Origin of the sequence: Maribacter sp. 1_MG-2023, from assembly GCF_030547005.1 — a bacterium.
Taxonomy (GTDB): domain Bacteria; phylum Bacteroidota; class Bacteroidia; order Flavobacteriales; family Flavobacteriaceae; genus Maribacter.
The window spans coordinates 45640-58617 of sequence record NZ_JAUOPN010000017.1; the positions used below are offsets into that span (position 1 = coordinate 45640).

Annotated in this window: 10 protein-coding genes; 4 read left to right on the top strand and 6 right to left on the bottom strand. The window is 33.8% G+C overall.

What is annotated here, in order from left to right; genetic code table 11:
• Window positions 1-7: 7 nt before the first annotated feature.
• Both Q4500_RS16265 and Q4500_RS16270 read left to right on the top strand, forming a co-directional pair.
• A complete protein-coding gene (locus Q4500_RS16265; protein ID WP_303600650.1) occupies window positions 8-1858 on the top strand; it encodes a hypothetical protein in 1851 nt (616 codons plus the stop codon).
• Window positions 1859-2168: 310 nt separating this feature from the next.
• The gene (locus Q4500_RS16270; RefSeq protein WP_303600651.1) at window positions 2169-2831 is read left to right on the top strand and encodes a hypothetical protein; all 663 of its coding nucleotides are present in this window, start codon (window positions 2169-2171) and stop codon (window positions 2829-2831) included.
• A gap of 226 nt (window positions 2832-3057) precedes the next feature.
• On the opposite strand, the gene Q4500_RS16275 is transcribed toward Q4500_RS16270, so the two are convergent.
• On the bottom strand, window positions 3058-3939 hold the full coding sequence (locus tag Q4500_RS16275) for an NAD(P)-dependent oxidoreductase (RefSeq protein ID WP_303600652.1): 882 nt from the start codon (window positions 3937-3939) through the stop codon (window positions 3058-3060).
• 74 nt (window positions 3940-4013) lie between these two features.
• Complete coding sequence (locus tag Q4500_RS16280) at window positions 4014-5183, bottom strand: glycosyltransferase (protein WP_303600653.1); 1170 nt, start codon at window positions 5181-5183, stop codon at window positions 4014-4016.
• A 485-nt stretch (window positions 5184-5668) separates the two neighbouring features.
• Here Q4500_RS16280 and Q4500_RS16285 point away from each other — a divergent pair, with 485 nt between their 5' ends.
• Window positions 5669-5905, top strand: a complete 237-nt coding sequence (locus Q4500_RS16285) for a hypothetical protein (protein WP_303600654.1) — start codon at window positions 5669-5671, stop codon at window positions 5903-5905.
• 57 nt (window positions 5906-5962) lie between these two features.
• Here the strand turns inward: Q4500_RS16285 and Q4500_RS16290 are convergent, their stop codons facing one another.
• The 4 genes from Q4500_RS16290 to Q4500_RS16305 form a co-directional block, all read right to left on the bottom strand.
• Complete coding sequence (locus tag Q4500_RS16290) at window positions 5963-8173, bottom strand: hypothetical protein (RefSeq protein ID WP_303600655.1); 2211 nt, start codon at window positions 8171-8173, stop codon at window positions 5963-5965.
• A 164-nt stretch (window positions 8174-8337) separates the two neighbouring features.
• Entirely contained in the window at window positions 8338-9849 is a 1512-nt protein-coding gene (locus Q4500_RS16295) for a DEAD/DEAH box helicase (protein WP_303600656.1), read from the bottom strand.
• 99 nt (window positions 9850-9948) lie between these two features.
• On the bottom strand, window positions 9949-10878 hold the full coding sequence (locus Q4500_RS16300) for a glyoxylate/hydroxypyruvate reductase A (RefSeq protein ID WP_303600657.1): 930 nt from the start codon (window positions 10876-10878) through the stop codon (window positions 9949-9951).
• Window positions 10879-10881: 3 nt separating this feature from the next.
• The gene (locus Q4500_RS16305; protein WP_299799536.1) at window positions 10882-11391 is read right to left on the bottom strand and encodes a DUF6155 family protein; all 510 of its coding nucleotides are present in this window, start codon (window positions 11389-11391) and stop codon (window positions 10882-10884) included.
• A 172-nt stretch (window positions 11392-11563) separates the two neighbouring features.
• Between Q4500_RS16305 and Q4500_RS16310 the strand changes: the two genes are divergently transcribed.
• Window positions 11564-12427 (top strand): RNA polymerase sigma factor RpoD/SigA, encoded by an 864-nt coding sequence (locus tag Q4500_RS16310; RefSeq protein WP_036154298.1) that lies wholly within the window; start codon window positions 11564-11566, stop codon window positions 12425-12427.
• Window positions 12428-12978 lie beyond the last annotated feature (551 nt).

Sequence of the window (12978 nt, forward strand, 5' to 3'; positions counted from 1 at the left end):
TTAGCCTATGAGAATAAAGGAAGACATTCCAATATTAGGAAAAGTTACTGTAAACTTCCTTGATTTAAGTGCGAAACTATATCAACATTATATTGACATTGAAGAAATAGATAGGCAAAAAAACACAGCTCATTTAGGTTTAATTTCTCACGCATTTAAAAACTCAAATCACAGTAGATTTGATTATTTAATTTTACAATGTGTAATATCTGAACTAATTGAAAACTCATTTAAAGGAACTACTAACGCACAAGGAAGTATCACAATAAATGGAACAAAACAGACTGGAAATGACGTAATTAAAACTTGGATTTTACTTTCTAATTTTGGGCACTGCAAAAACACAATTGGAGACGAAAAAACATTACTTCTTCATTGTATTCAAAATAAATCTTACAAACGAAAACTAATTAATTGCATTAAAGATGCAAAATTAAAAAAATGGTCTGAAAGAGTAATTAATAATTTTGATTACGTAAGTTTTCATCATATTATAAGTTTTATTAGAATTTATAAGACATTCACAAGAAGAGTTGAAAGACAAGAAGAACTTATTAATATTTACAAACTATTACTACTGCCAGAAGAAGAAAATGAACCAATAGCAAGCTCTATTCAGATTTCTCAACTAAAAAATCTTTATTACATTTTAAGAGATATTTCTATAATAGCTTTAGATTCAAGAAATAGTTCTTTACCCTTCAATTTAGATATTCTTTCTACAGTTTTATCATTAGATTCTTTTGAGAATAAATATCAAAACAAAAGGATTTCAATCATATTGGAGCCATTAATTTCTATTTTGTGTGATAATCTTTATTTGAATATTAAAAGCCAAAAACATCAAAGGTCATACGAAATAAATGCATCTAAAACAATCGGAACAGATGTAATGAAGAGTCTAGATACTGCTTTAAAAGATGGATTATATAATCCTACAGTATGTAATTTGCATCACTTTTTAAGAATTCAACTTGACAAAAAAAATATGCTTTTTGAAGAGATTTCAAAAGCTACTCGACAAATTTTGACTGTAAAAAAAGGAGTAAGTGGTGTTGATGCATCAATGGACTTAAATCCGTTTACTGACGAAAGAGTTATTGATTTTTATTTGGAAGATAATTTTAATATTAAACATTTTTCAACTTTCATTTATAATATTGGAAACATTACAATTGAACAAATTATAGGAACTGCATCAAATGAATTTAATAAAACTAAAAAAATCAATGAGATAATAGATTCCAATTTAAATAAATTACCAATAACAAATGCGGAAAAGGAAGATTTCAAAAAGCCAATCCAAGAACATATTTCGTCAAATATTAAAAAAGTTTTATTAAATAAAAATTTACCAATATTCAAAAATATTCTTTGGGCAGTTCTGCGTTATCACCTAGATTCAAAATACCATTTTGATATAGATAATCACTCTTTTGAGAACTATGATTATTTTGGAGTAAAGGTTGCTGGCTTAAATCCTTTAAAAGAAAATTTAGACAAAGCCATAGATTCTGAAAAAGATTTAGATAGAAAACACGAATTAAATCAATTAAAGAAATCAGCTTACAGAAAATTTGAAGGTTCTGTGCTAATTTGTCTTTCTAGAATTAAAATTTACAATTACTCTTTATCACCAAATAATAGGATAGTAACTGATATTGATGGAGTTGTATTAAAATTTAATGATGAAGAATTGATTTTAGAATTACACGAAAGTAAGAATACAGCTAGACCTGAAAAAGATGCTATAAAAGATATAAATTCTAAACTTTTGAAAACCATTGACAAAAAAATAAAAGGTATTAAAATTAAAAAAGTTTCTGGCTGTGGAGCAAAAATTTATATCAAACATTAAAATTATTACAATTAGAAACCAAGAGTAATTTATAATTCTAGTAGATTATAATGATGTTTATTTTGCCGTTTTATACCTTGATAATTTATTTTTTCTAAAACCTTTTAATCTATAATTTTATCAGACAAGAAAACTTCACTAGCTCCCCCAATTTTTCTCATTTATTCATTTGCATCTAAACTTGGCAGCTATTTAGGTTTTAATATTTGCATTTAATTTTTTTTAAAACGAACTTAAGCATCATCTGCTAAAAAGAATTGAAACTCTTTTTAGCTCCATGATTGCAGTAATTAAAGATAAATAGAACGACTTGATTAAAGAATACGAAAGAGATTTATCTGAATCGGATAAGAAAGTTATTTTAAAGGAAGTGAACGAAACAAAATCTTACTTTCCTAAAACAAAAAAATCTGTTCTACTTAAACTTCCAGTTTTACTAGGGTTCATAATTGCAATTTACAATTTCCCAACGCTATGGTTAATCATTCCAATACTAATTATATCGTTCTTCATGATATGGATGTTAGTAATGGAAGTAAAAGATTTAGCCCGTTTACCTAAATTCTTAAAAGAAAAAGTGGCGATAATTGAAACCGGTATTGCAAGAGTTCGAGAAATAAATATAGATCGATATGCCAAAATTAAAAGCTACAATGACGAAGGAGATCATTACATAATTGAACGAGATGGTAAACTGATTATGATAGGTGGTCAGGAATTCGATGGTGTAAGAAAGCTCAAGAATAAGATTGAATATATAGAACTAATGGACTCAAGCAAAGCAAGTGTTTATAATACAAGAATTATAAAAAATGGTCAAAGCCTCGAGCCATATCATGTATTTAAAGGCAAACTACCTGAAGAATTGATGAACTCAGAACTATGGAATCAACTGACGGAACAAGAACCATTTGATGGAAAGCTTGAAGATTTGGATAAATACATACAAAATAAAGCTGCTAACAAGGTGTAAAAACGCACTCTACACCGAACGATAACGAAACCCCAACTACCCCCTATTCTTCTCTTCTATTTATTTCCCTATAAACTAGGTAGATGTTAGGACTGCTGATTTAGCTTTAAACAAAAAAAACTAAGCTTCGTGCGTGTAGTAAAACTAAAAAATTCCTTACTTACGCACCAAGCTTAGCTTGACCGTTGTGCGAACTGTTTCACACAACTAAAATATCTCAAATCAATTATTTCTTCAACTTCACAAAATAATCGAAGATTTCAGGAACATTTGCGCTTGCCATACCATCATCGAATGCAGCCTGTAGGCTAGCAGATGTAGCAGAAGCAACTTTAGATTCTGTACCAAGATCATCCATCATCTGTACAAAATAACCTAAATCTTTATTCGCATTGGCGATAGAAAAGCCTAAATCACTTACATGATCTACTGCGTAGTTTTTACAAAACTTCATGAACGGAGAATTCGAAGGTCCAGAAGACATAATATCGAAAAGTTGTTGCCCATCTACACCAGCAAGTTTAGCCGCTGCAAAAGCTTGTGACATTGCTACAACTGTAGTCATACCCATAAAGTTATTGATCAACTTCGTAGTATGACCAGCACCTAGAGGTCCTAAATGAAATACATGTTCCCCTTGTTGATCTAATATAGGTTTTACCTTTTCAAAGGTATCTTTATCGCCGGCAGCCATAATGTTTAGCAATCCGTCTTTTGCATGAGCGGGTGTACGACCAAGCGGAGCATCGATCATACCAGCGCCTTTTGCAGCAAGGTCTTTACCAATTTTCTGCGTAGATGCAGGAATTGATGTTCCGAAGTCTATCAAAACAGCACCTTTTTTAATACCTTCAAGAATACCATTTTCACCGTAAACGATTTTTTCTACAACAGCAGAAGTCGTTAAACAGAACATGATAATGTCACTATTTTCTGCTAATTCTTTTGGAGAGGCAGCTTCTTTAGCATTACCGCGAGCGATAACAGTTGCTACTGCATCTTTGTTAAGGTCCATTACATTTAGCTGGAATCCTCTTTTTTGTAGGTTCTCAACCATATTGGCGCCCATTAGGCCGAGTCCTATAAATCCGATAGTAGGGTTTTTCATATTTGTTTCATTATTTAGTGTAAAAATATAAATTTACTAGTTAACATATTTTACTAGTTTTAAAAAGAAACTCATCAACTCACCCCCCTATTCTTCACCTCAATCCATTTGCTCATAAACTTAGTAGCAGTCATGGTTTGGTGTTGTAATAAAGCCCCTGTGAAGTTCTGTGTTCTGTGAGATTTCAAACCCTTTTGAAGTTGGTCTATTTTTACTAAAAGAATACTTTCTAAACTGGTTTTAGCATACAAAGTATTCACTAAGGTTTTACCTTTCTCTTGAGCGTTATTCCATTCATGTTCAGTTGAGTACAAACGTACAGCGGCATTAGCAAACTCGTTAGGGTCGTTTTCTATGTAACCGTTCCAATCTAAAATTCCGTGCATACCTTCGGCACCTATAGTTGTGGTGACACTTGGTGTACCATTTTCCATGGCAGAAAGTAGTTTTCCTTTAATTCCCGCTCCAAAACGTAACGGAGCTAGACATACTTTTGCCGATTGCATGACTTCATTAACATCTTCTGCCCTACCATGTACTAGAAATCCGCCAGCAGGATTATTCATTTCTACAATTTGCTGTGGTAAATAGGCACCGTAAATATGTAATTTGGCTTCAGGTAATTGGGTATGAATTAGTGGCCAAATGGTAGTTTTTAAATATTTAACCGCATCTATATTAGGAGCATGCTTTCCGCCACCAATAAATATAAAATCTTTTCTTTCTTCAAAAGTTTTCCAAGTAGTTTCGTTGGTAATTTCATCGACCATAAAAGGAAGTAACAACAATAGACTTTTGTCTATTATGATAACATCGGTCAACAATTTCAGTTCATAGCTAGAGATAATTAAAGACAAATCGCAACGATAAATACTAGCAATTTCTCGCTTGGTTTTATCATCTGCTAACCAAGCATCTGTAGTAAATGGAATATCTTTTTTAAAGCACTGTTCACGCACATGACGAAGGGAATGTAAATCTTCGGTATCTAACATCCGAAGCGCATCGGGACAGATTTCCGCCACGCGCCACCCAAATTGCTCTTCGGTCAGAAAGCGATCAAACAATACCACATCAGGCTTCAAATCGGTAACAAAAATATCAAAAGAACTATCGTTCATTTTAATATACGCCGTTTGATATCCTAAAGAAGTAACATCAGCCGAAAAATCTGAATTAGATGCTGCAGAAGCAACAGTTATCGAATATCCCTGATTTTGCAATACGTCTAATAACTGCATCATACGAACACCGGCAGCCGTAGAAGCAGGTTCTGGCCATACTAGAGCGATAACGAGGAGGGTTTGGGTTTCGATAGGAATTTAGGTGTTAGGTGTTAGTGCAAAGTAAATGAATCGTTGGACCGATAGCAAGTATTTAGTTGGCAGTTTCAGTTTCAGTAGGCAGTCTCAGTATTCAGTATTCAGTTCAGTTGACAGTGCTCAGTTTTAATTCGTCTTTGCGAGAAGCTATTCGCACCAGTTGCAGATTAATTTTCACTTAGTGGCAATCTTATAAACGACTAAAATTTATTAACCTTAAAATAGACACTAATCGGTCAACGACACTTAATATCGATAAGGTGAAAAAATGGGACTTGTCGTTAATCGAGGCAATTTTACACTTCATCCGTAGTACGGTCAATTAACGAGAATTTTGTGTTTTTCAGCGATTCATACCCTAGTAAAACAAGGTATACTGCGTTTTATAAGGGTAACAAACGCAAGTCATGAAAACAATAGTAACAATCTTCTTTATCATCTTTTTAAACATCAATGCTCAAGCTCAGTATAATGACACTACGGTAGAGATAGAAACAGTTGAAACTACTATTGTAACAGAATCAATTTACCAATTAAGCGCAGAAAAAGAAACTGAAGTTGCGCGTTTACACAAGTTCAAAAATTCTAGAATTAAAAAAGACTTGAACTTTATTACTAAAGCGAACAAACCTAAAATGGCTTAAATTTAGTCTCATACTATTTCGGTCATCATATACCGACTAACACGTATTTATACACCACTACTCCCCTGCAATACCAATTTCATCTACTACCACTACACCATAATCTGTTTGATCAAAAATAAATACAATCGATATTAACTTGTAAGCCTTAAAATTTGGATTTATACTTTCAAATACCTTCAAAGGAAAATGGTAGGTCTGTAATTGCACTTCCCAATCTTCACCGATTATCTCTTTATCTAAAAATGCGAATTTAGTAAACCTAGTTTTTAATGGTTTCGTAATCCCTTTTATCTCACTTATTTTCAAAGTACTTATTTGTCCCGCGGCATCGGTTAGTTGAATAGTGAAATCTAATTGTGGCACTTCCCGTTCTTCCTTATCTTTTTTAGCTTCCTTTTGGGCTTCTGTTAAATTGATATCTAGCCATTTATGATTTCCTGAACCTAGGGTGAATTGTAAACTTGAATTGGCAGAAAACGGAATGGAATCATCCGCAGAAAGCATCATTTCATATATTCCCTTATCCGAAGAACTAATCGAATTTTCATAATCCCATCCTAAGATAACAGCATTATTCTCTTGGCTACCTTTATCGCGAGTTGGCAAGTATTGCTCTTTCCATAAAGCTAAATTGCTAGTACTAATACTAGTGTTATTTTTTGCTGTAGTAATATCTAAATCCTCCTCAAAATCGGCAATAGTATGAAAATTAGATGACTCAAAAGAAGTTAAATAATGTTCTACAGGCAACCATTGTTTAGCTACAGAAACGTTTTTGAAGATAGATCTATTTTCTTGGTTGTCCTTTAAAGTAGTTTCGGCAAATGCACTGATAAAAACCTTGGCAGCTTCTTGTTGTTGTTCTTCTTTCAATAACGGATTTAGGTTCAACAACCACTTTGCTGGAGCGCCAAAATCTGAATTACCCCAAGTAGAATTAAACTGACCGTGATTTGCATGGTGAATATACACGCCCGATTTAAATCGATTAATAGAATCTGTATACTGCAAACGGCGGTACGGTCTCATGCCCCAAAAACTAACTTCATCTGAATCATAAGAACCTTGTATGCTAAGGAAATTAATATTGTTCAAGATTATCTTGCGATCATACCTATAATCTGTAGGTGCTAGTGCAATGACACTTTTAATATTAAAATTAAAATCGAATTTCTGTTTCGCCTGGTCAGGAAAATAGGGTAACGGATTATAAGCAGCAGCGATAGAAACCGCCTCACCACCACGAGAATGCCCAACGAGCATAATATTATCCATATCTACTTTACTTGCAAGTTCATGCCCCTCTTCAGCATTCCAGTTTCTCCATTGTTCTAAATGTTTTAGAAGCAGCCAAGCACGAGCAGGCATTTCTTTACCCATAAAATCGCCAGACCAATGGCCGTTTAAAAAATTCTCATCGACAGAAACAGTTATGATTCCCCTACTTGCCAAAAGCTCGCCCAGATAGCCATAACCATCATCTGAGTAATCAATCATGCTATGGTTGCCGTGAACAATAAGCGTTAATGGAAATGGACCATCGCCCTCGGGCATATATACTCTACCGTTTAAAGGAAAGTTCTCGGCACCAAAACCCCAGTAACGTTCACGCCATTTTTTCTTTTTGTCTTTCCAATCAGGAATTAGCCAGGTACCATCTACGGAATTGGTTGTATAGGTAACTCCTGTAGAGAACTCCGCTCGTTGCTCATCGGTTCCACTACCATAAGTAAATGTTTTAACTGTATGAGTACCAACAGCAGCAGGGTTCTCTAATGGTAACGATGAAGGTAAAATGTTTTCATTTTCAGAGAAAGCCAAAGGCACTTCTTTATCATATGGGTCAGCGCCGGTATCAGCCAAAATGAATAGGATATAACCGCTACCGATTAGCATGATAATTAAAAATGTGTTTGAGGAGAAGGTTCTTTTTAATTGAAATCTATAAATAGCAATACATAGTAGTATACCAACTGCAGCAATACCGCTATAGAGTATTGTTGGCCAACCGAAACCAAAATATTTTAAAATGATAAAAACTACGATACCACTTAGAATAGCGGTAATAGATTTCAGTGGAATATTTCTGATTCCTTTCCCTAAAAAATTAAATACTATATAAACTACTAAGTTGATGACCACCCCTATAAGAATAGCTATGAGCATCATAACAATGGGGTGCCAACCAGTTAAAAAGAGATAGCCAGCAATTGCATAAAAGACAAGGGTAAGAAGTAAAATGAGGGAGAATAAGCGGTTTTTCATTAAAAGGATAAATTCTGGTGGTTGTAGCACTTGAATTTAAACAACTTAAGTGGATATAAATAACGTACGAAGTCTTTTTGACTATCCGCTAATAATGACCAACCTAGAATATAGAATTGATAATGAGACCTGCTATAATTCTGAATATCTAACTCCCAAGAAGTTTACATTTTCGCAGCAAACATTTTAGAGATTTTAGAACGCAATTTTCGTTCATAATCTTCTTCTAACCATTCTTTGTAATTCTTGGTATTGTTCATAATACAATACGAATATTGGCGTACGCGATATTTGATTTCCTCTTTTAATTTTTTGGCTAGAATACGAGCATCAAAAACATCTTCAGAATTTTCAACACATATTTTGGCATGCTGCTGAATACTTCTTTCAAGAACCAATTTAGATTTTTCGCCGTTGGCAAAACTCTTTTTGTATTCTGCTTTTATATCAAAATCTATGTCTGTAGATTTAGCAAATTCAGCACGTAGATCTGCGGGCATTTCGTAAACGAATTCTCTTTCGATCTCTTCGTCGTTTTTGATATTCTCTAAATAGAAATCAGGAAAATGAAATATTTCTTGCCAATCGATACCTGCATTCCATAATCCAAAACGGGCAACATTGTTTCCCATATCTATAACGTTGAATTCTTCTTTATGAGGTAAGTATCGAGAACCACGACCAATCATTTGAAAATAGAGCGTTAAAGATCTCGTAGCACGGTTTAATATAATAGTCTCTACACTTGGTTCATCAAAACCGGTAGTCAAAATACTTACCGATGTCAAAATAGCATCGGGTGTTTCTTTAAACCACTTTAGAATATCTTTTCGCTCCGTAGCATTATTCTTATTATCTAAATGACGAATGTTATAACCAGCCTTTTTAAAAGTCTCACAAACATACCTAGACGTGTTAATACCATTATTGAATATTAACGTTTTGGTGCCTTTACCTATTTCATTATAGGCAGAAACAAGCTTGTTAAGCATGCTGTGGTTACCATACAATTCATCAGAAGATTTTACCGTGTAATCACCACTAATACCAAGTTTTAAGGTCTGTAGGCTAACATCATAATTATACATGTTTGCCTTTGCCAAGAACTTTTTCTGAATCAATGATTCTATAGACTCGCCCACGATCAACTTTTTATAGTTGTCTTTCATGGGTAGTTTAATATTAGAACTTAACGGTGTTGCCGTAACCCCAAGAATAACGGAGTTTTCAAAGAACTTAAAAAGCTTACGGAACGAGTTATAATGCGCCTCATCAATAATTACCAAGCCGATATTATTAATCTCGATCTTCTCTTCTTGTAAACGATTATTCAGTGTTTCGACCATGGCTACAAAACACATGAACTCATCTTGGTCTTGCCATTCTTTTACTTCGCTATTTATAATTTTGTTCTTAACACCGAAGCCGTTCAACATTCTAGATGTCTGCTGACTTAATTCTATACGGTGGGTCAGTACAATTACCTTTTTATTGGTTCTTGCAATGTACCGTTTGGCAATTTCAGAGAATACAACCGTTTTACCACCACCGGTTGGCAATTGGTATAATAAATTAGAATTATCGCCATTCTCATCTAAATATTTAAAAATGGAATGTAGATCCTCCTCTTGATAATCGTACAGGGTCTTTTCAGTAGTATCGTTTTGTAGCTTCAAAAGGTTTGTAGGCGTTTATTTATGTTAATAATGCAAAAACCTTATAAAATTATGAGATTTTTATGGGTCTAGGAAATAAAAAACTTGAAAAAAACAATATTAGTAGCCCTTGTCAGAATCTACTAAATTTTGCAGTTTCTCACCGGAGTTTAACCTTTTGTAGTTTTCAATAATCTGCGGAATTACGGAGTTAGTATCGGAAACACTAGCGTAATGCGGAGTCATGTGTACTTTTTTATGATTCCAAAAAGGATGGCTTTTAGGCAATGGTTCTGTATGATATACATCTAAACAAGCCCCAGAAAGATGGTCTGTATCTAACAGCTTAATTAAATCTTCGTCCACCAAATGACCGCCACGGGCAACATTAATGACGTATGAATTTTTAGGAAGTTGAGACAACAACGCTTTGTTTAGAATACCTTCGGTTGCCGTAGTTAAGGGTAATAAACATACTAAAACATCGGTAGTTTTTAAGAACTCTTGTTGTCCATCAGCACCAGAAAAAGTTGCTACGCCCTCAATATTCTTTTTACTTCTACTCCACCCTTGTACTTTGAATCCGAATTTGGTAAGATCAGTAGCTGTAAGTGCACCCAATTCACCGAGACCCAAAATACCAACGGTAACATCTTTAATTCTTAAGTACTCCTTAGGTCCCCATACATTGGCAACTTGGTCTAATTTGTAAACGTTTAAATTCTTTAGATGTGCAAAGATTACAGCAAGCACATGCTCAGACATATCACCCGCCAAAAACGGATCAACGATACGGGTAATAGGAATGTTTTTAGGGCGGCTATCGTCTTCAAAAATATAATCTACCCCAGCACCGGCAGAAGCAATACATTTTAAATTAGGGTAATTGGCAAGTGTACCGGTAGAATGCTTCCAGATGACCGCCATGGTGATTTCATCTTTTGGGTGATCTTCTAGATAGCTGTATACCTTTAAAGAGTTATCTGCCTTTTGTAAGACATTCTTCCAAAGTTCAATTTTATTATCTTGTCTAATAACTACTATTGCCATATGCTAATCTATGATATCTAATGCTTTTGAGAACTCATCTTCAAATAGCCATTTTTGTTTTTGTGTTTCTGTATATATTTTTAAGATACGCTCTCTAAATTCAGGAAAGACACCCTGCACGGTAGTAAATTGAATAACCTCGTTAAATGAATTCAGCATACTTCTATAAAAAGAATCGGGTACATTCTTCTCCATCGAGAAGGTTTGTGCAATTTCTAGATTATAGCACATAACATCTGCAATTAAATGTGGGTCAACTCCTAATTTGATAAAATGCTTTAAGAACTTTTGAGCAACAGAACGTCTTGCTTTAGGTCTTCTTCGCTTAAGCGGAAAATACTCGTTAGATATTTTAGCTTTTGCATCTTGCACCAATTTATCCTCTTTAGGGTTGAATGCAAAATCGTAATAGGTTTTTACGGCAGGAAATTTCTCGTACAGCTCTACTATTTGCTCTTCAAGCGCCTTTTTTGGAAGCTTGGATATATAAGATTTTAATGCCCTTTTACTCATAAAAATACAGTGTCTATATTCAAAAATACGCTTTACAGAAACAATGTCCTAAATAGCTAAATCTTTGTAAAAGCTAATAAATGCTGTAGAAGTATAGTGATATTCATTAGGAAATACGGATAAAAAGCGGTATGTTGTAAACTTGTACAACTTCTAAATTCCATACACACATATGAGGCAACTAAAGATTATCAAGCAGGTAACGAATCGTGAGTCGAAATCACTGGATAAATATTTGCAAGATATCAGTAAAATTGATTTGATTACAGCGAATGAAGAGGTAGAACTAGCGCAGAAGATTCGCGAAGGTAGTCAAGCAGCTTTGGAAAAATTAACCACTGCAAACTTAAGATTCGTAGTTTCCGTAGCAAAACAATATCAAAATCAAGGTCTTAAATTACCAGATTTAATTAATGAAGGAAATTTAGGCTTAGTTAAAGCAGCAAAAAGATTTGATGAAACAAGAGGATTTAAGTTTATATCCTATGCCGTTTGGTGGATCAGACAATCTATATTACAAGCTTTAGCTGAACAATCTAGAGTAGTTCGTTTACCGTTGAACAAAATTGGTTCAATTAATAAAATCAAAAAGACATTTTCTTATTTAGAGCAGGCACACGAACGTCCGCCTTCTCCAGAAGAAATTGCAAAAGAATTAGAAATGACGGTTTCTGAAGTTAAGCAATCACTTAAGAATTCAGGTAGACACGTATCTATGGATGCACCTTTACGTGAAGGCGAAGATTCTAACCTATATGACGTTTTACGTTCAGGTGAGTCTCCAAGACCAGATAATATTTTATTACAACAGTCTTTGAATACTGAAATCAATAGAGCTTTAGATACATTATCGCCAAGAGAGGCAGATGTTGTTAAACTATATTATGGTATTGGTGATCAACAATCAATGACTTTAGCAGAAATTGGACAGACATTCGATCTAACAAGAGAACGTGTAAGACAAATTCGTGAAAAGGCAATTCGTAAATTACGTCATGCCTCTAGAAGTAAATTGTTAAAGACATATTTAGGTTAGACCTTATTATTGTTTTAAAAAAAGAAAGCGCCCGTTTATACGGGCGCTTTCTTTTTTCTTAATGTTTTGAAACACTATGAATATGTTAATTTGTTGATATTATAATTTACGAGGATGCTATTAAGATCCTGAATAAAATTTTGATAAGATGAAAAATCTTGATTTTGGTGTGCCATGGGATTGTTTTTTTTGGTTTTGGTTTATTTGACTTTTACATATAGTCCAACTCAGCTAGTTCGTTGATACTAAGAATCTCATTTAAATCTTGAAGAAACACAAGGTATTCTTCTCCGTAGGTGTCGTAAAGCATATTGTAGGTTTAAAAGTTAATCTTGATTTGGACATTCATATCTTGAAGTAAATATATACCGATGATAAGGGTGTTACAACAAAATGTGGTGAACCAATTTAAATATGTTGTAAAACCCATGAAAAGGTGTTGTAAAGCATATTAAACCGCTTAATACCATATTTCACAAGGCTTAACGAGAGTGTATTTCATCCTGTTTATTGGTATTTTAACGATAAGCCTGTAAAAATGGGTTTAATTT